The sequence below is a fragment of the Neisseria sp. HMSC075C10 genome (assembly GCF_001815615.1).
GTDB lineage: Bacteria > Pseudomonadota > Gammaproteobacteria > Burkholderiales > Neisseriaceae > Neisseria > Neisseria subflava_A.
On the sequence record NZ_KV821256.1, the window covers coordinates 29714 to 51068 of the forward strand.

The following is a 21355-nucleotide window of genomic DNA, read 5'->3' on the forward strand; positions in this document are numbered from 1 at the left end:
AGGCCGTCTGAAAATTTTTCAGACGGCCTTATCTTTTCAAGTAATCTATTTAACCGCATTTCCCTACCGCAGCCGGATACACCGATACTTTTGTCTGCGTCAATGCAAACAGGTTTTCCAACTGCGTTTGCGCCTGACGGTTGGCATGTTCCAAAATCTCAGCCTTGCACGCGCTTTGCAATACCTGCCGTTTCGCCTCTTCCTGCACCGTCTTAAATACCGACTTATCCATAGGCAGCAAATTAAACGAGCCGGTCTGAATATCGTACACTTCGATATTTTCCAAATCCACGCTCAAAATTTCCACCGCCGGCAGGCTGATCAATACTTTGTCGTCCACAATATTGACATTGTCTGCGCCTAACTTATCCAAATCCAAACCGGCCAACACCTTACCGCGCACAATAAAAATACCGCTTTGCGAATCCTGCCACAGCCTGCGCCAATCCCCTTTTTTCTCCGTACGGATAATCGTATCGATATAAAATGCCGTACTTTCCAAGCGGTTCATCTGCTTAATCTGCATCAAAACCCCCTCACGGGACAAAACCTGATGTTCTTCGTTCTGACCATGCCGGGCATAAAACCAGCCGCTTACAGCTGTCAGCGCACACAACACCAGCACGACCAATCCGCGCCCAAACATTTTCATTTCAAACATCCCCCGTTAAAATAATCATCAAAACATTCCCCATATTCTCCCAAAACCGTCAATTTCAAGCCCTACCCAGGCCGTCTGAAACATTAGAACTTATTACCAAAAAGTAATAACAAAATCTCAACAAACAAAATTTGCCTTTTGGTAAAGACAAGACTACAATTCATTACACACAATTCAATTTCATCTCATCATGACCCCCACCGCCCTGCGCCGCCACAACCTGCGGCAATGGATAACACAACACCACAACGGCCAGCAAACCAAGTTTGCACAAGCCATCGCCATCAACCAAGGCGAGCTGTCCGCCCTACTGAAAAACAAATCTTTCGGCGAGAAAAAAGCCCGAAAAATCGAGCAGGCAGCCAATATGCCTGACATGTGGCTGGATCAAGACCATCAAGACCGCCACGCCCCCACCATCAGCCAAGAAAGAAATACCATGTCCCACATCTCCACCATCCCTGAAATTCTAGCAGACATCAAAGCCGGCAAAATGGTCATCATCACCGATGCCGAAGACCGCGAAAACGAAGGCGACTTGCTGATGGCCGCCCAATTCGTTACCCCCGAAGCCATCAACTTCATGATCAAAAACGCACGCGGCCTAGTCTGCCTGCCGATGGACGGCGAAATGGTCGAAAAACTCGGCCTGCCCATGATGACCCAGAAAAACGGCGCGCAATACGGCACCAACTTTACCGTCTCCATCGAAGCCGCCCACGGCATTACCACCGGCATTTCCGCCGCCGATCGCGCCCTGACCATTCAAACCGCCGTTTCCCCATCCGCCAAACCCGAAGACATCGTCCAACCCGGCCACATCTTCCCACTGCGCGCCCAAAAAGGCGGCGTACTCGTCCGCGCCGGACACACCGAAGCCGGCGTCGATCTGGCACAAATGAACGGCCTGATTCCTGCCGCCGTCATCTGCGAAATCATCAACGACGACGGCACCATGGCGCGTATGCCCGAACTGATGAAATTTGCCGAAGAACACAATCTCAAAATCGGCACCATTACCGACCTCATCGAATACCGCAGCCGTACCGAAAGCCTGCTCGAAGACATGGGCAACGCACCCGTACAAACCCCGTGGGGCGAGTTCCAACAACACGTTTACGTCGACAAACTCTCCGGCGAAACCCACCTCGCCCTCGTCAAAGGCACACCAACCGCCGACGAAGAAACCCTCGTCCGCGTCCACGAACCCTTCAGCGTGATGGACTTCATCCAAGCCAACCCGCGCCATTCCTGGTCATTGCCCAAAGCCCTTGAGCGCATCCAACAAGCCGAAAGCGGCGTAGTCATCCTCCTGCACCGTACCGAAGACGGCGCCACCCTGCTCGACCGCACCCTGCCCAAAGGCGCAAACCAAGCCTACAAATGGGACAGCAAAAGCTACGGCATAGGCGCACAAATCCTCGCCGGCCTCAACGTCAAAAAACTGCGCGTCCTCGGCCAGCCTTCCTCCTTCACCGGCCTCACCGGCTTCGGCCTCGAAGTCGTCGGCTTTGAAGAAGCTGAAAAATAATCTTGCTTGATTGATTCTCAAAGCAAATAAAACAAAAGGCCGTCTGAAAGTTTTCAGACGGCCTTTTCATATCTCTATTTATCTGAATATGATCCAAATAAAATTATGATGAAAAAGACTATTTATTAGATTATTTCAATAATGATAAGAATAATCAATTATTATATAAATATTAATAATATTTAAAAATTTTATATTTTTTATATAAAAGAGTATTTTAACCTCTTATATTAAATTCTTAACAAAGAGAAACTATGTCTGCTTTTACTCCCAAACCCAAAATAATCATTCTCAGCCTTGCCAGCGCATTCAGTACATTAACCGTTGCTAATGTCATCGAAACCTCAGCTCAACCCGAACAATACCAAGAATTGGATACCGTTGTTGTCAGTGGCAAACGTACCAACGACCAAAAAGGCGCGGACGATGTGTATTACAAAAACGTCTCCAACGCCTATGTCGGCAAAGAATACCTCGAACGCTACCGTGTCCAATCCGCCGGCGACGTACTCAAAGGCTTAAACGGCGTGTACAACATGAATACCCGCACCGCCGGTGGCGCGATTACGCCCAATATACGCGGCATCACCGGCAAAGGCCGCATCCCCGTAACGCTGGACGGCACGGAGCAAACGGTTGATGTCTGGCTCAACAACTACGGCGTGGGCGACCGCAACTACCTCGACCCCGCCCTGTTCCGCAGCATAGCCGTGGAAAAAAGCCCCGCCATGACGCGCGGCGTGAAATCGGGTGTCGGCGGCGCGATGTCGATCCGTACCATCGAACCTGCCGACATCATCCCCGAAGGCAAAAACTGGGGAATCGAAGTCAAAACCGAGTTTTCCGGCAACACCGTAGCGCAGAAAAACGACTTGCGCCAATTCTTAGGCCGCGACTACCGCACCCTCTCGCCCATAGGCGCGACGGCGGACGGCACGGGCGGCAGTTCTGATGCCAACTCCATCCTCAGCGGCAAACCTTCCCCCACTTCCCTGCGTCTCGATCCCGGTATAGCCGACACCAAATACTCGGGCGGCAAAAGCCACACCAACTTCAAAGACGACAGGCAGCTGATGTTGTCCGCCGCCTTCAAAACCGATATTACAGACGGCCTTGCCGCATACAGCCACCGCAAAAAAGGCAACTACTACGCAGGCAAACGCGGTTGGCAGCAATATATCAACAATCCACCCTATGCGGCAGAATCCTGTTATGAACGCAATGCAGGTAAAACACAGGGCGAAAAAGACCTGCTTTGCAGGCCTGCTGAAAGCCTGATACCCAATATGGCCATGCTATTCCGCCCGGGCGAAGAGATTATGAACAGCTACACCGACACCAAAACCCTGCTGCTGAAAAACAACTGGTATCTGCCGGGTAACCAAAAAATCAGCCTGCAATATATGGACAACAAAATCGGCTTTGGCGAAATCAATCCGTTTGTAACAGGATGGATACTCAGTTGGCGCGAACTGTCTTCAAATAAAGAGCCAGTCCAACAATCACCGGGCATAGGCACGAAAATCGACAGTAAAACCTATAAGCTCGGCTACGAATGGAAACCGCAAAACAATAAATGGATCGACCTCCAAACCGATATGTGGCGGGTAAAGACCAATAGCGACCGCTATCAAAGCGGAGGCCCCGCGCTCGGTGTTACCGTCCCCGATTACGACTACGATATTTGGTATTGGTGCAGGATACGCGGCAAGCCTTCCCCCAGGATGTTTTCAAACCGCACCTGCGAACAAGCCATGAGCGAAACCCCATACGGCAGTGCGCGTAACCATGATGAAATCCTGCCCTTGCTGAACAACAACCCAAGCCAGATTGCCCAAAAACTGGCCGAACATGAAGAACAATACCGCGAAATTGCCGAACGCTGGATAGGCCATTCAGGCGGCTACTACCGAATCAATCCCGGCGATGATCAAATCTACACTGACGTTCCCAACAATCTCACAGGCGATCCAGCCACCCTCGCGCAGCTCAAACAACAGCTCAATCAGGAACGCTACGGTATAGAACATCCCGACTACACCATAGTCCACGGCAACCAGCAGCGCACCAAGGTTGTTCGCGACGGCTTCAACCTCAGCAACCGCTTCCGCCTTTCCGACAAACTCAGCCTCACCCTTGCCGCCGACTACCAGCGCGAAACGCTGGAAGAGCGCACGCAAACCGCCGACAGCGACGACATCATGAACCTCTACGGCATCATGACCCGCATGGCGGGCTTGGCCGGCCCGCAGACGGCGAAAAAGCGCGAATGGGGCGCGAACCTGGTGTTCGACTGGAAACCGACTTCCCGCCTGAACATACAGGCGGGCGTGCGCTATCAAAACTTCAAAGGGCGCAATATCGAACTAGCGCGGCAGCGTGCCGCACGCAACCCTTGGTATCAGTACGGATTGGGCTTGGAAAGTTATGTTACCGGCCTGATGCTGCCGTATTACGAATTGGCGGACGAAGAAGATATTGCCAGCCAGCGGCGGATGGAGCAGATTTTTGATAGAGATAATAATACATATAATGCAGACCTGGAATATCAACGCCTCAACCGCCGCTTTAAAGAAAAAAACGGCTACGATTACGCCCCCGGCGATTCCTCCTCTGGGAAAACCCGCATCTACGGCAGGGCCGACGGCAGCTATGCCTATAGCCACCAAGCCGATAAGGATAGAGACGTACTCTACGTCCTGCGCCGCAAGCAGATTGTTCCCGTCGTTTCCGGCAATTTCGACGCAAGCAAAGTACAGGTTACGCCGGAAATGTACCGTGAAAAGGTAAACAACCCGCAGGGCAAAGGCGGAAGCTACGACCGCTATATCCCCGGGGATCATATTAAACATAACGGCGGTACATTGGAGCGCAGCTATTCGAATTTAGATAACCTAAGATACCGCAGGCCGGAACATGATAATGATCAGGTATTGACGTGGGATGCCGAAAAATATAATGAAACTGCTTGGGTTAGGCATCAAATCGGCGACGCGGAACGCTGGCGCATACCGCAGGAACAGCGCGCGCATTCCTGGTCACCCATGTTGTCGGTCAGCTACGACCTTACCGACAACCACCGCATCTTCGCCCGCTATGCCCGTATGAACCGTTTTCCCAGCCTCTACGAGTTGAGTGCGGCCACCGGCGGCGGCGGATTATTCGACAACTTCAATATAGCAGAACATGCACTCAAACCGGAACGCAGTACCAACTGGGAAGTCGGCTACAACTTCAATTTCGCCCCCCATTTCACCAAGCTGCGCCAGGGCGACATCCGCCTCACTTATTACAGCAACAAAATCAAAAACCAAATCGATACCGCCAGTTCGGACGGAAGGATGATTCAATACGACAGAGCCATCAGCAAAGGAATAGAACTGCAAAGCCGTCTCGACAACGGCCGCTTCTTCGCCTCTCTCGGTGGCACTTACCGCTTGAAACATATGGTGTGCGACAAGGGTACTGCCTTCAAATTCGACTATTACTACCAACGCGTGCCCGAATGCCTTGAAGGCGGCTTCGGCCTCAGCCGCTTCTTCCAGTCCTTGCAGCCGAAATATTCGCTTACCCTCGATGTCGGTACACGCTTCTTTAATGAAAAACTGGAACTGGGCATGCGCGCCATCCATCACAGCAAGGCGGATCGGAAAAACTACACCCGCATGATGGCTTTGGGCGTGGGCGACGTGTACGACAGCAGCGGCAAGCCTTATAGCTGGCACGCCGCCACCCTGCTTGATGCCTATGCCCGTTACCGCATAGGGAAACATATAGACTTGAATTTCGGCGTTACTAACCTTGCCAACCGTTATTACTTAGACCCGATGTCCAGCACCCCTGTCCCCGGCCCGGGCAGGACAATTACCTTCGGCATCAAGGGCAGGTTTTAGGGCTTGACCGCATCATATTGCAGCCGACGGGCAGTAATCCGCCCGCCGGCTACAGCCTGTTACCGTTACTATGATATTTGTATTTATTGAATGATAATGCGATGATATTAAAAATAAAATATTGGCAAATGCAATCTACAATCAATATTTAATAATGAGTTTTAATTAGATTATTATTCGCATTCGTACTAATATGCACCCTGTCGGCAACAGCCGATACATTTTGCCGCTGAAGACAAAACAGCGGTATCCATCATATCTTTTCTTTAAAAGGAAAAATTATGAAAGCATCACAATTAACCCTCGCCATCCTTCTGACCGCCGCTTTCGGCTCTGCTTATGCGGTTGAAGTGCAAGGTGATTCAAGTAATACCAAAGCAATCAAAGTCGGCTCTTCCAGCCTTATCCCCTTCGGTGCAGGACGTGCGGGTATCGCCATCAGCAATGCCGCCGACGGCAACTATTCCTTCTCCGTCAATTTGGAAAACGGCCCAGCTAGACGCATCCGCGACAAATACGGCAGAACCCCCATCAACGGCGGCAATCAGAACGTCAATGTAAACGGTGCGGCCAATCCAAGATACCTCACGCCCAGCGACGTAAATCCCGTATTGGGCTGGTTCAGCTCGGAAAAACTCGGCCAAGTGTGGTATGAAAAACGCGCCAACAACACCGAAGTGTTCAGCGTGCGCCAAATGGCGGAATTGTCTGAAGCAGGTTTGTTGAAAAAGGCACCGAAATTCGGCGGCATGACCTTTGCCAAAGTGCCGACTGCGGCAACCAACGTCTTCTTCGGCGAATGGGCGCCGCGCAAAGGCAACAGCAATCAGATTACCAACAGCACTGATTTAAATATGAACGACGGCAACCGCACGGTTTGGTTTGTGGGTGAGAATCCGACTAAAAACACTACGGGCTTAGCTACCGCCACCTATAATGTTGTCGGCATCAACAAGCACACGCCGGGCAAAAACGATTTCTATACTGGTGAAATCAAAGCCACATTCGGCACGAGCGACAAAGGTTCTATGAGCGGAGCACTAAAACGCGCAGGTGATAGGGATTTGAACTTTAACGGTGTTGAAATTATCAATTCAAAAGGTACATTCAACAGTATTAAGGGACGAAATAACGAAGGCATTATCGGACAATTCTACGGCAATGGCGCGGCAGCCATGGCAGGCTATGCCACTCGCGGAACTGACAACAACAAAGGCGACGACGTAGCCTTCGGCGGTGCGAAAAAATAGCCTTGTCTGCTTACGCGATTAGGGAATGCCAGTGTTTTCGGCGTTTGGCCGTCCGTTCCCGCAATCAGGTAAACCGCCATTTTTTAACTACAGCCGCAGTAGGCATAAATATACTGCGGCTGACCTGTTTCTGAAGTGCCGTGCAAACCTGCATTATCTCGCAGAATTTTTGCTTTACTTCTTTCAGACGGCCTCTCCGCCCCAAGGACCCTATCTCATGAAACACCGCCTCTGCCTGCTTTTCCTGCCGCTCTGTACGGTCTGCCTTGCCGCCCCGTCCGACGATGCCGCGGACGAACGCCGCCGCCTGCTGGATGAGAGCAGCCGCCAAACGCAGCAATATCGAGAAAGTGACTGGCTGGACACGGAACAGGCCCGCGAGAAAGTGGAAGAAAACAACGGCTATATTTCGATAGATGGTGAAATCTACCAAGTCGGCGATACGGCGGAAGAACTGGAAAGTGCGATTTACCACGCCCTAAACGCGCGACAGTGGCACAAGGTGCGACAGTTTGCCGCCCGCTACGCCAAACTGCCGCAGCACAAACCCGCGCTGATTCATTTGGCCGATGCGCTGCAAAAACGGGCCGAAGGGGATTCTCGCGCGGCGGAGAACAGTTTTCAGACGGCCTTGGAAGCCGAACCCGACAACCCCCGCCTGCTGCTCGAAGCGGGGCGGTTTTATGCCGAAGACAACCAAAACAAAGAGTCCGTCGCCGCGTTTGAGAAAGTTCTGAAAACGGATATTCCTGCTGAAACCCACCCCATCGTGGAAAACTACCTGTCCGAACTGGGCAAACGCCGCCGCTGGCACGGCCAAATCAGCCTAGGCTACGGCTACAACAGCAATGTAAACCAAGGCAACGGCATCAACCAATGCGTGTGGGAAATCGCGGACATGTGCCTGATGGAGCGCACCCTGCCTGCGCCAACGGATTCAACCTTCTTATCCTATAGCGCGACCACCGAAAAAACCGTCCCGCTCAAAGGGCATCACGGTGTACAGGTGCGCAGTGTGCTGTACGGCAACCGCTACACGGAAAAAGACAAAGATTCGGCGGCCATGCCGGATTACGGCTATCACAACGGTTCGCTGTACGCGGGATACGCCTATGCCGACGCACGCTCCTCCTTTTCCCTGCTGCCCTATTTCGAATACGACTTCCGCAACCGCCACACCCACTACCGCGCATGGGGCGCGGATGTTGACTGGTCACGCACACTCTCCCCTCGCTGGCGCATTAACTCACATGCCGGAGCAAAAAAGACCGGATACAGTGGGCAAAACAAAGATTATTTTGCCGACTATAAGCAATACGAACTGGGCGTAGGGGCAGAATTTTCTCTCACACCCCAAAGCGGTCTGTTCGCCAATTTTGATGCAACACGCAAAGCCTATCCCGAAAAATCTTCTTCCAGCAAGGAATATGCAACACGGCTGGGCGCATATAGTTTTTTTTCAAGCGGTACTTATCTCAACGCCATTCTGCTCCATCGCCGCAGTCTTTATGACGCTGCAAGTTTTGTCAGCGACAACAGACGGCGGCGCGACAATCAATACATCATGATAGCCGCTGTAGGCTTTCCGCAGTGGAACCTTAAAGGTGTGTATCCTGAATTTCGTTTTAGACGCTCAATCTCCCATAGCAATACAGCACATTACCGCTACCGTCAGAATGAATGGCTACTAAATTTTAAATACCGATTTTAAATTGAGTCATTTAGCAATACCCTAAAACAGCGATACAACCATACTGTTTTACTCGTTTCTATATCATGCCGTCTGAAAAAAGCCGATACACCTTCCCGATGTATCGGCTTTCGCTATCTGCTCAACGCTTAATTTTTGCCGGGCAATTCTTTTTCGCTCAATGGTTTGATGTACCAAATATCGCGGCAGTAGTCGGCGATGGAGCGGTCGGATGAGAAGAAGCCCATGTTGGCGATGTTGATCAAGGCTGATTTGCGCCATGCGGATACGTTGCGGTAGTGTTCGTCCGCTTTGTATTGCGTATCGATGTAGCTGCGGAAATCCGCCATCAGCTGATAGAAGTCGCCGTATGGTTGCAACACGTCGTTGTAGCGGTTTGGCTCTTCCGGAGAGAAAGTGCCTTGGCTGATTTGGTTGACGACGCGGCGCAGGTCGCTGTCTCGCTCGATATAGCTCAACGGGTCGTAACCGTTGCGGCGGATTTCTTCGACTTGTTCTACGGTGTTACCGAAGATATAGCAGTTGTCCGCGCCGACTTTTTCCAAAATCTCAACGTTCGCGCCGTCCAGCGTACCCATGCAGATTGCGCCGTTGAGGGCAAATTTCATGTTGCTGGTACCGGATGCTTCTGTACCTGCCAGTGAGATTTGTTCGTGCAAATCGGCAGCAGGAATGATGATTTGGGCAAGGCTGACGCTGTAGTTCGGGATGTAAACGACTTTAATCAGGTCGCGGATACGGGTGTCGTTATTGATGACTTTGGCAACGTCGTTAATCAATCGGATGATTTTCTTCGCCATGTAATAGGCGGAAGCGGCTTTACCGGCAAAGATGAACACGCGCGGCTGCCAATCGAAATCCGGGTTTTCCAGGATTTTGTTGTAGCGGTCGACGATGTGCATCACGTTCAATGCTTGACGTTTGTACTCGTGGATACGTTTGATTTGGATGTCGAAAAGTGCATCGGTATTAACTTTGATGCCCAGCTCGGTTTCGATGTATTTAGCAAGGCGCTCTTTGGCGGCTTTTTTCACTTCACCGAATTCTGCCTGTACGGAAGCATCGTCCACTTTATCGTTGAGCTTGGTCAGGTTGTCCAAATGCAGACGCCAGTCTTCGTCGCCCAGATGTTTGTCCAAGAATTTGGTCAAGCCCGGGTTGGCGATGTTAATCCAGCGGCGCGGGGTTACGCCGTTGGTTACATTGGTAAAGCGTTCTGGGAATACTTTGGCGAAGTCGGCAAAGATGGATGTGGTCATCAAATCGGAGTGGATTTTGGCCACGCCGTTGACTTTGTGCGAACCGATCACGGCAAGCCATGCCATGCGGACGCGACGGCCGTGGGTTTCGTCGATGATGGATACGCGACGGACAAAGTCGTCGTCGAAGTTACCGATGGCGCGTAAGGCATTGAGGAAGTAGGCGTTGATTTCAAAGATGATGTCCAAGTGGCGTGGCAGCAGACGGCCCATCAAATCGACCGGCCAAGTTTCCAAGGCTTCGCTCATCAGTGTGTGGTTGGTGTAAGAGAAAATCTTACAGCACATATTCCATGCTTCGGTCCACGCAATGCCTTCTTCGTCAATCAGGATGCGCATCAATTCTGGAATAGCGAGCACCGGATGGGTGTCGTTCAAATGGATGGCGACTTCGTCCGCCAAAGTGCGGATGCTTGGGAAACGGCATTTGTGACGTGCAACGATGTCTTGAACGGAAGCGGAAACCAAGAAGTATTCTTGCTTCAGGCGCAATTCGCGGCCGGAATCGGTAGAGTCGTTCGGATACAGGACGCGTGAGATGTTTTCATCGCTGTTTTGTGCGCGAACGGCAGAGGCATAGTCGCCTCGGTTGAAGTCGGCAAGGTCAAACAGGTTGCCTGCGTGTGCGGTCCACAAGCGCAATGGGTTGGCACATTCGCCGCCATAGCCCGGAATGATTTCATCGTATGCCCAAGCGGAAATTTCTTCGCTCGGCTGCCATTCTTTTTTGTCGCCCAAGTTCAATACTTGACCGCCGAAACGGACGGAATATTGTTTGTTCGGACGGGCAAATTGCCATGCCAAATCTTGGTCGAGCCACAAATCGGGTTTTTCAACTTGTTGTCCATCCACGATTTCTTGTTTGAACATACCGTATTGGTAACGGATGCCGTAGCCCATGGCCGGAATGCGCAGGGTTGCCAAAGAGTCGAGGAAGCAGGCGGCAAGACGGCCCAAACCGCCGTTACCTAAACCTGGATCTTCTTCTTGTTCGCAGACATCGGCAAATTCTTTGCCCAGTTGCTTGAAGGCTTCTTCAAATTCGGCGTAAACGCCTTCGTTAATCAGCGCGTTGACAAACGAACGGCCGAGCAGGAATTCCATAGACAGGTAATAAACCATGCGTTTGCTGTTGTCGATGTGGGCGCGGCGTGTTTTGAGGAAATCTTCCGCAATCAGGTCACGCGCGGCAAGCATGGCGGCGTTGAGCCATTGGTGTGAAGTTGCCTCCTTCGGATCTACGCCCAAGATGAAAATCAACTTGTAAACAATGGACTTGCGGATGGTTTCTGCATCCGGTTTGGGCATAACGTAATCGTAGCCGGAGATGGGGAGTTTTTGCTTAGCCATGGAAGCCTTTCTTTCATTTGAGGCACTTGGACAACGCGCCTGATGGGTTATAGAAACAACGTCATTCAGTTTTCAGACGGCCTGAAGAAGTATAAATGCCGTCTGAAAAATTTATAGGTAGGTTTGTTTCAGGTTTGATACGGATTATAACTGAAAGATTCAAATCCGTATTATTTTTTCTTTATAAAACATTTAATTACAAATTAAACCACTCATCATCTCATCAGCATTTCCATTTATGCCATGCAAGCTTCGGTCCAACGGATACAGACGAAATATCAAAGAGTTAACACAATAACGGCTTGGTTTTCATTTAATTCGTTTTATGTAAAACCCAAATCCCCATGTGTTCGACAACACATTTTCCAGCCTCTTCGTAATTAAATTTCTCAGATGGTACGCAAGAAATTTCCCAATTGCCTTGAGGCAGGTTAAATAACTGACGACTACGTTTGGCATTGACCAACAGCAGCCATTCATCGTCCAAAACAACCTGAATCGCCTTGCTGCCCCTGTTGTGCCAACAATATTCGGTCATCGGACTACCGTCCGCATTGAGCCATTGCACACGCTCTTTTTCCCACCAGCAATCATCTGTCAGCAGCTTGATTTGGCTGCGTACGCGTATCAGCGCTTGAGTGTAATTTTGCAACTCATGGGGCTCATTTTGCCAATCCAACCATGTAATCGGATTATCTTGGCAGTAGCTGTTGTTGTTGCCTTGCTGACTGTTGCCGAACTCATCGCCTGCCAAAAGCATGGGCGTACCGTTGGATAAAAACAAGGAGGCAAGTAGCGCTTTAGAAGTGTATTCGCGGTTGAGCAACACCTCTTCATCATCGGTTTCGCCTTCTACGCCGTGGTTGTAGCTGATGTTTTCATTATGCCCGTCGCGGTTGTTTTCGCCGTTGGCTTCGTTGTGTTTTTCGTTATAGCTGACCAAATCGCGCAGAGTGAAGCCGTCGTGTGCAGTAATGAAGTTGATGCTGGCGGACGGGTGGCGGCCGCTGTGGTTGAAAATATCGGACGACCCGGCCAAGCGTTCGGCAAATGCGCCCAAATTGCCGCTTTCCCATGACCAAAACGCACGCATGTCATCGCGGAAACGGCCGTTCCATTCGGCAAAAGGTTGCGGGAAATTGCCCAAGTGATAGCCGCCCTCGCCTATATCCCATGCTTCGACAATCAGTTTCAAACCGGCCAACACAGGGTCTTGATACAGGACTTGGAAAAAACGGCCGTACGATTGGAAATCAGGCTCGCGTCCCAATACGGTTCCCAAATCGAAACGGAAGCCGTCGATATGAAACTCTTCAGCCCAATAGCGCAGGCTGTCTGCCGCCCAACGGGTAACGTCGCGCCGGACAATATTGAGCGTATTGCCGCAACCCGACCAGTTTTCATAATTGCCGTAAGGGGTGTGCCAATACCATAAGGTGTTGTCGATACCTCGCTGACACAGCATCGGGCCTTTGTCGTCCTGCTCGGCCGTGTGGTTGTACACGACATCTAAAATCACTTCTAAACCTGCCTGATGCAGGGCTTTGACCGCTTGTTTAAATTCCGCCGCCGCACGTTCGGGATTGTCGGCATAAGACGGCTCGACGGCAAAATGGGAATAAGTGTTGTAGCCCCAATAGTTGCTCAAGCCCATCTGCTGAAGATGGTATTCATCCAGATGAAAATGAATCGGCAGCAGCTCGACCGTCGTTACCCCCAATTCTTGCAAATAGGCTAAAACCCGTTTATCGCACAAGGCTTTATAAGTGCCTGCGTACTTCAAATCGGGGAATTGCTTGGTCAACCCTTTGACATGAGCTTCATAAATAACGGTTTTTCCCCAAGGTATTTCCGGACGGCAATCTTTGGCCCAATTGAATCGGCTGCGTCCGACCACGACGCTTTTGGGCGCAACGGCGGCATTGTCGCGTTCATCTTCCGGCCTGAACCATGCCATTTCTTCGGCGTTACGGTAGCTTGGTTTGCCGTCAATTTTTTTGGAATACGGGTCAATCAGCAATTTGTTGGGATTGAAACATGAGCCGTATTCTGCGTTTTCACGTCCATACACGCGGAAACCGTATCGCTGCCCTGCCTTAACGTCCGGCACAAATCCGTAAAATACCGAACCGCGCCGCGAAGGCATCTCCAAACGGGTTTCTTTATCCTTATCAAACAGACACAATTCGACCTTTTCGGCATTGATGGAAAACAAGGTAAAATTCGCGCCCTTGCTTGTCAGGGTCGCGCCCATGGGATAAGGCTTGCCTTCCTCGATATGCCATGATTTGGCAGACATAGAATGATTCCTTGGTATGAATTTGGTTTCGTGTCCAATATAAGGCCGTCTGAAAATCTTTCAGACGGCCTTGAGTCATATTGATACCACTATCTTTTAATTTTCAGCTGATTGGGCAGGCATGATGCCCACCCTCAAGTTGATTTACGCTTCGTCTTTGACTGCCGCCTGATACAGGTAAACAGTTGCCAACGGCGGCACGGTCACAGACAGGGAATTTGGTTTGCCATGCGACCAAACTTCTTCTGTCTTCACCGTTGCGCCGGCAGAAACGCCGCTGCCTTTGTAATGCAGGTCGTCTGAATTGAGAATTTCGCGGTATTCGCCGGCAGAATTTACGCCGAAGCGATAGCCTTCGCGTACTACTGGCGTGAAGTTGCTGATCACGATAACGCGGTTGCCTTCGCGGTCGCGTCGCTCGAAGACGAATACGGAATTGTCGCCGTCATCTGCAACCAGCCATTCGAAACCTTCCGGCCATTGGTCAAGCTGGTAAAGCGGCGCGGTGTCTTTATAGACATGGTTCAATTCGCGCACAAAGTCTTGTACGCCTTTGTGCCAGCCGCCTTCTTGCTCCAGCAAGAACCAATCCAGTCCTTCGTTGTAGTTCCACTCGCGGCCTTGTGCAAACTCGCTGCCCATAAACAAGAGTTTTTTGCCGGGGAAGCCGTACATAAAGCCGTAGTAGGCGCGCAGGCTGGCAAATTGTTGCCAGCAGTCGCCGGGCATACGTCCGAGCAGCGAACGTTTGCCGTGCACGACTTCGTCGTGAGAAAGCGGCAGCACAAAGTTTTCGCTGTACTGGTACATCATGCCGAAGGTCATTTTGTTGTGGTGATATTTGCGGTTAATGGGGTCTTCCATCATGTAACGTAAGGTATCGTTCATCCAGCCCATATTCCATTTGAAGCTGAAGTTCAAACCTTCTTGACGGGTTACATTGGCGAATGAAGTAGACTCTTCAGCAATTTCAGTCGCAGCCGGAACTTCCTCTTTCAACATGGTGTTGGTATCGCGCAGGAAAGCGATGGCTTCAAGGTTTTCATGGCCGCCGTATTGGTTCGGAATCCACTCGCCGTCTTTGCGCGAGTAGTTGCGGTAAATCATCGAAGCTACCGCATCAACGCGGATACCGTCAAAGCCGAAACGCTCTATCCAATACAAAGCATTGCCTTGCAGGAAGTTTTTCACTTCGTTTCTACCAAAGTTGTAAATCAGGGTGTTCCAGTCTTGGTGGTAGCCTTCGCGCGGGTCGGCGTGTTCGTACAGCGCGGTGCCGTCAAACTTGGCCAGGCCGTGGTCGTCGGTTGGGAAATGGCCGACCACCCAGTCGAGGATAACGCTGATACCCTCGTCGTGTGCGGCTTTAATCAATGCGCGCAATTCTTCCGGCGAACCGAAACGGCTGGTCGGCGCATACAAACCGGTTGCCTGATAGCCCCATGAGCCGTCAAACGGATATTCGGAAACGGGCAAGAACTCGATATGGGTAAAACCCATGTCTTTAACGTATGCCACCAATTCTTTGGCTAGCTCTTCGTAAGTCAGCCAGAAATTGTTTTCCGGATTGCGTTTCCACGAACCCAAATGCACTTCATAAATGCTGATCGGCGCATCAATGGCGTTGGCACGGGCGCGGAAGGCCGGTTCTTCCACTTCGTCAGGCAAACCGCGCACGATAGATGCCGTGGTCGGGCGCAGTTCCGCACCGAAAGCATACGGGTCGGCTTTTTCGCGCACATCGCCGTTGGCATCGCGGATTTCAAATTTGTAGAGGGCATTGAGTTTGACGGCAGGAATAAAGATGTCCCAAATGCCGTTGTCGCGGTGGAAACGCATCACATGGCGGCGGCCGTCCCAGTTGTTGAACTCGCCGATAACGGAAACGCGTTGCGCATTTGGCGCCCATACAGCAAAACGTACGCCCTTCACGCCGTCCAACTCGGCAAAATGCGCGCCTAAAGTCTCATAAGGACGCAGGTGCTTACCTTCTGCCAACAGCCAAGAATCCATATCTTGCAATGCAGAGCTGAAATGATAAGGGTCTTCTTCAATCACAGGCTCGGAATCTTCGGTATAACGGATACTCAAAGCGTAATCGGGCGCATCATCGGGCAAAACGGCCACAAAGAAACCGCGTTCATCAATTTTTTCAGACGGCACGATGAGTTCACCGCTGTGGCGGTTCACAATATCCACGCTTACTGCACCGGGAATTAAAACGCGCACCACTTCATCGCCCTCTGCAAGGCGGTGTCGTCCCAGATAAGCGAACAAGTCGCTGTGGGTGGCAAGAAACAGGCTTTCGACCGTATCGCGCTCGATTTGGTCAAGTTCATGATAAGTCTTGATTTGGCTGTTTGTTTTCATGCGTACCTCGTCAATAATGGCAAGTTGGCCGCCCATGAGGCGGTGTTGTAGGAAATCTTCCAAAGAAACCGGCATTTTTTGCGCCCAGTTCGGATAGCCTTCGGTTACACCCGGGACATTCAGATTGTCAATGACGCCCAGCAGGTTTTCCAGTTGTACTGCGTAAAGCTTGCTGCGGCTCAATGCGCCGTATTTGTGCAAAGCCGCCAGCAAGGTTTCATCGGCTTTTGCCGGCATTTGTACGTCTGCACCCAGACAGCCGGTATATTTCAATTTATCCAGCAAATCGGCTTTATCGTGTTCGCGTTCATCCAAGGCCGTCTGAAAAGCGGCTGCATCAGGCAAAGTACCGAGTTTGAACATCGTATCCAAATCTTTGCCTGTCCAATAGCCCGCCAAGGGCGCAACATCGTGGGTACTGATGACCGTAATCGCCTGCTCGGGGTATTCTTCAGGTAATTGAAAACCGTTCCAGCCTTTGCTGAAATACATGACCTTGTAAGAGAACACTTGATAGCGGTTGAGCAGATAACGCGCTTGATCGGGTACCGTCCCCAAGTCCTCGCCGATGATGACGCAACGGTTGCGCCGGCTTTCCAATGCCAAAATGGCGAAAGTCACTTCGGCATCGTAATGCACATATGCGCCGAAATCCGCTGTTTTATCGTTTAAAACCCACCACAAACGACACAATGCCATCACATGGTCAATCCGCAACACGCCATACAGGCGCATGTTTTCGCGCAACAGATGGGCAAATTTTTCATAGCCCGTATGCTTCAACATTAACGGATTAAGCGGCGGCAAATTCCAATTCTGCCCTGTCGGCCCTAAAGGATCGGGCGGCGCACCGACCGATACGTCCATACAATAATCTTGGCGGTTTAACCAAGTATCCGCGCTGCCTCGCGCCACGCCGACCGCCAAATCGCCGTAAATACCGAGTTTGACACCGTATTCGGCAGCGGCTTGGTTGACTTCGCGCAACTGCTCCGCGCAAAGCCATTGCAGCCACATATAAAAACGGATTTCCCGCTCATGACTGCGCGCGAATTTTTCTACTGCTTCGCCATCAGGCTGATGAAATTCAGACGGCCATGACTGCCAACCCACTTGTCCGGGACGGCTGTAATACTGGTCCAAAGCCTCAAACAAACCGAAGCCCTGCAAAGCCTCGCCTTTTTCTAATACAAATGCTTCAAATGCAGCGCGTTCATTTGCCGCAGCTTCGCAGGTATCCTGTTCAAACGCGTTAAACGCCATGTGTAGCGCATCACGCTTGCATGCCCAAACCGCCGTATAAGTCACCGTTTCCGTGATACGCAAAGCAGCGATGCGCTGACGGATTTTCGGTTGTGCCAGCCAGTTTTTCAGTTGCTCGTTATAAGTAAACGCACCGACTTTTTCGATATCCAAATAAATGGGATTGAGCCATTCGCGCGAAGAAGGGCTATACGGGCTGGCAAAGGCAGGTTTGCTGGTAAACAAGGCATGCAAAGGGTTGATACCGACAAAATCCAGCTTTTTCTCCGCCGCATATTTCATCAGGTTCAGCAAATCGGTAAAGTCGCCTATGCCCCAGTTGCGCTCGGAACGCAGGCTGTACAAATGCATGGTCAAACCATTCATCCGTCCGCCATTGGCAAGCAGTTTGGGTTGGTAAACCGATTCAGGCGCAACAATCAGGCGTACAAGGCAACATTTACCGCCGGTCTCGGCCGACAAAGTGTAATAACCGCAAGCCAGTTGGGGCAGCTTAATCCAAAGCGTATCGTTGTCACCCGGATATAAAGTCAAGGTCTGGTACTCATCCGCCTCATCAATCAATACGACCGCTTCCGCACCATGAAATTCAGACGGCATCTGTAAAGATTCTTCGCCGTTTTCATGCGCGACCATCGTATTCAGATAAAGGCCGTCTGAATCCGGTTTGCTTTTGTCCAAAACAGCAACAATCGATTCCAAAACTTCAGGTTGGGTCGCATGATATGTACCGTTGATGTCGTAGTAGCCTAAATCAATACCGGCCTCTAGAGCCTGCTGCTCCAATGTCTCACTCATTGCATTCTGCCTGTTTTACCAATATCTGAATCTTAATACAGATTTTGTCGCACCGTTATATGTAATTCATTGTAGTCTCTAACAAAATCCATATTTCCCTGTTTGATTTGACCTGCGCCAAAATTTCCTATTTATCTGTCTTGTAAAAACTTAAAGGCCGTCTGAAAAGGAAGGTTTCATTCCTTTTCAGACGGCCTTTATCATGTTTCAAGCCTGATTAGTGGTGGTGATGACCGTGCGGGCCATGTACGTGACCGTGGGCAATTTCTTCCTCAGTCGCATCGCGTACACCTTCAACAGTCGCTTTGAACAATACTTTCATACCGGCCAAAGGATGGTTGCCGTCCACTACGGCTTTACCGTCGGCAACATCGGTTACACGATAAATCAATACATCGCCTGTTTCCGGATCATCGGCTTCAAACATCATGCCGACTTCAACTTCAACAGGGAATACACCTACATCTTCAATGCGTACCAGCTCAGGATCTTGCTCGCCGAAAGCATCATCAGGCAACAAAGCCACTTCAACGGTATCACCTACATTTTTGCCGTGCAACGCTTCTTCCACCAAAGGGAAAATACCGTCATAACCGCCATGCAGGTAAGCAATCGGCTCTTCGGTTTTGTCCAACAACTGGTTGTTTGCATCGTACATTTCATAATGCAGGGAAACTACGGAATTTTTAACAATAGACATCATGTAGTCCTTAATCAATATTTAAAAGTCAGGTTCAGGCTATTCTATCACAGCTGTAACTAAACAATCGGTTTACCTTAAACAAATACTTTTGGCGAACACAACAAAACCGAAAAAGTCCATATAAAAAATAAAATTGAATGATTCCAATCCATAAAAGTTGCTTTTTCACAACACAAAGTTGCTAAATTACAAAAAATTCCCCAAACGCAAAATCATTCCAAACCCTTAAAACCGACAACAGTTAAAAATAATCAAGCCATTGAATAAAAATGATTTTTAAAATTTTCATTAATTATGAATATTTTTAGATGATTTTTTACCTGCCCTCCTGATTTACATTATTTTCGCTAATTTTGTATTGATTTTAGTATGCAAACGGTTAAGCAACGTTGCATTGACCAACCCCGTGGGGCATAATAACGAAAATTCAGCAATGAATTTCTACTGTATAGGCCGTTTGACGGCTATTTTTAGTTTAAATCGATTTAAAAAAAGGTCCTCAAAAATGAAAAAATCTCTGTTCGCTGCTGCTTTGTTGTCTTTAGCTTTGGCCGCTTGTGGCGGTGCTGATAAAGCTGCTGAAACTGCTGCTTCTGCCGCATCTGCTGCTTCTGAAGCCGCTGCTTCTGCTACTGAAGCTGCTGCTTCTGCTGCTGAAGCTACCGAAGCTGCTGCTACTGAAGCCGCTGCTTCTGCTACTGAAGCTGCTGCATCTGCTGCTGAAGCCGCTGCTTCTGCCGCTTCTGAAGCTGCTAAATAATATTCTTTTGAATATAAGAAAAGCAGGATACCATTGCGTATCCTGCTTTTTTACATTCCTCACACTCCCCTTCCCGATTTTTCCACCTGACCGCCATGCACCTTCACAACCGTTTTGCTGAGTTTCTTTCCGCCTCTGAAATCATCGAAGCCACTCCGGCCTTGTTAAACGACCAACGCCGCCGTTTTGTTTCTTCGCCGGATATTGTCTTACAGCCGAACTCTATCGAGAGCGTGCAGAAAATCATGCGTTTCTGTTTTGAAAACCGCATCCGCGTCACCCCGCAAGGCGGCAATACCGGATTATGCGGTGGAACAGTAACCACCGAAGGCGTACTGCTCAATCTCTCCAAGCTCAACCGCATCCGCGATATCAACCTTGCCGACAACAGCATGACGGTTGAAGCTGGCGTGATTTTGCAAAATGCTCAAAAGGCGGCAGCCGAAGCCGGACGACTGTTTCCGCTCAGCCTTGCCAGCGAAGGCTCTTGCCAAATCGGCGGCAATATCGCCTGTAATGCCGGCGGTTTGAATGTTTTGCGTTATGGCAGCATGCGTGATTTGGTATTGGGTTTGGAAGTCGTTTTACCAAACGGCGAACTGGTTTCCCATCTTCAGCCCCTACACAAAAACACGACCGGCTACGACTTGCGCCATCTTTTTATCGGCAGCGAAGGAACATTGGGCATCATTACCGCCGCCACACTCAAACTCTTTGCCCAGCCCAAAACCAAAGCAACCGCATGGGTAGGTTTAGACGATATTGAATCCGCCGTCTCGCTTTTGACTGCGGGGCAAGGCCATTTTGCCGAACGCTTGACCAGCTTCGAGCTGATCAGCCACTTTGCCCTCGATTTATCCTCGGAATTCAGCCAACTCAAAAAGCCCGCCGATGCGGAATGGCATATTTTGATTGAACTTGCAGATTCCGTTCCCGATGCCGGACTGGATGAAAAGCTTGCCGAATTTCTCTATCAAAACGGATGGGAAAACAGCATCTTAGCGCAATCCGAGCAAGAGCGCTCCGACTTATGGACCTTGCGTGAAAATATTTCCGCTTCCCAACGCAAACTCGGCACCAGCATCAAACACGATATCGCCATCCCTATCGCCCAAGTGGCCGCCTTTGTCCGCCAATGCGCCCCTGCCTTGGAAACCCGCTTTCCCGGCATACAAATTGTTTGCTTCGGACATTTAGGCGACGGCAGCCTGCATTACAATACATTCCTGCCCAATGTATTGAGCAATGAAGCCTACCAATACGAAGACGCCGTCAATACCATTGTTTATGAAAACATCCTTACCTGCCACGGTACGATTGCCGCCGAACACGGCGTAGGCATCATCAAAAAACATTGGCTGCCCCGCGTGCGTACGCAGGCCGAACTCGTTCTGATGCATGCCATCAAAAATCAGCTTGACCCTTATGGCATTATGAATCCGGACAAACTCCTGCCTTCTTTGGATTAACCAATACAAAAGGCCGTCTGAAACATTTCAGACGGCCT

General features: G+C 50.3%; 11 protein-coding genes. 6 read left to right on the forward strand and 5 right to left on the reverse strand.

All coding sequences use genetic code 11. The features are described 5' to 3' along the window. Positions 1-49: 49 nt before the first annotated feature. Positions 50-652, reverse strand: a complete 603-nt coding sequence (locus tag HMPREF3047_RS04345) for a DUF4230 domain-containing protein (protein WP_070712326.1) — start codon at positions 650-652, stop codon at positions 50-52. A 199-nt stretch (positions 653-851) separates the two neighbouring features. On the opposite strand from HMPREF3047_RS04345, the gene ribBA reads away from it, so the two are divergent. The 4 genes from ribBA (at position 852) to HMPREF3047_RS04365 (ending at position 9046) form a co-directional block, all read left to right on the forward strand. Beyond that, a complete protein-coding gene (ribBA, locus tag HMPREF3047_RS04350; protein WP_070712298.1) occupies positions 852-2192 on the forward strand; it encodes a bifunctional 3,4-dihydroxy-2-butanone-4-phosphate synthase/GTP cyclohydrolase II in 1341 nt (446 codons plus the stop codon). A 254-nt stretch (positions 2193-2446) separates the two neighbouring features. Further along, on the forward strand, positions 2447-6085 hold the full coding sequence (locus tag HMPREF3047_RS04355; RefSeq protein ID WP_070712299.1) for a TonB-dependent receptor domain-containing protein: 3639 nt from the start codon (positions 2447-2449) through the stop codon (positions 6083-6085). A gap of 281 nt (positions 6086-6366) precedes the next feature. After that, complete coding sequence (locus HMPREF3047_RS04360) at positions 6367-7335, forward strand: Slam-dependent surface lipoprotein (protein WP_070712300.1); 969 nt, start codon at positions 6367-6369, stop codon at positions 7333-7335. A gap of 217 nt (positions 7336-7552) precedes the next feature. Then, complete coding sequence (locus tag HMPREF3047_RS04365) at positions 7553-9046, forward strand: surface lipoprotein assembly modifier (RefSeq protein WP_070712301.1); 1494 nt, start codon at positions 7553-7555, stop codon at positions 9044-9046. A gap of 128 nt (positions 9047-9174) precedes the next feature. Here the strand turns inward: HMPREF3047_RS04365 and HMPREF3047_RS04370 are convergent, their stop codons facing one another. The 4 genes from HMPREF3047_RS04370 to HMPREF3047_RS04385 form a co-directional block, all read right to left on the reverse strand. Further along, entirely contained in the window at positions 9175-11655 is a 2481-nt protein-coding gene (locus tag HMPREF3047_RS04370; protein WP_070712302.1) for a glycogen/starch/alpha-glucan phosphorylase, read from the reverse strand. A 313-nt stretch (positions 11656-11968) separates the two neighbouring features. Further along, the gene (gene glgX / locus HMPREF3047_RS04375) at positions 11969-13954 is read right to left on the reverse strand and encodes a glycogen debranching protein GlgX (RefSeq protein ID WP_070712303.1); all 1986 of its coding nucleotides are present in this window, start codon (positions 13952-13954) and stop codon (positions 11969-11971) included. Positions 13955-14098: 144 nt separating this feature from the next. Continuing rightward, complete coding sequence (gene glgB, locus HMPREF3047_RS04380; RefSeq protein WP_070712304.1) at positions 14099-18385, reverse strand: 1,4-alpha-glucan branching protein GlgB; 4287 nt, start codon at positions 18383-18385, stop codon at positions 14099-14101. Between the two features lie 217 nt (positions 18386-18602). Then, complete coding sequence (locus HMPREF3047_RS04385; protein WP_070585775.1) at positions 18603-19085, reverse strand: FKBP-type peptidyl-prolyl cis-trans isomerase; 483 nt, start codon at positions 19083-19085, stop codon at positions 18603-18605. 508 nt (positions 19086-19593) lie between these two features. Here HMPREF3047_RS04385 and HMPREF3047_RS04390 point away from each other — a divergent pair. Then, positions 19594-19848: a hypothetical protein gene (locus HMPREF3047_RS04390; RefSeq protein WP_070585776.1), complete on the forward strand. Its 255-nt coding sequence runs from the start codon at positions 19594-19596 to the stop codon at positions 19846-19848. Positions 19849-19943: 95 nt separating this feature from the next. Further along, positions 19944-21317 (forward strand): FAD-binding oxidoreductase, encoded by a 1374-nt coding sequence (locus tag HMPREF3047_RS04395; protein ID WP_070712305.1) that lies wholly within the window; start codon positions 19944-19946, stop codon positions 21315-21317. Positions 21318-21355 lie beyond the last annotated feature (38 nt).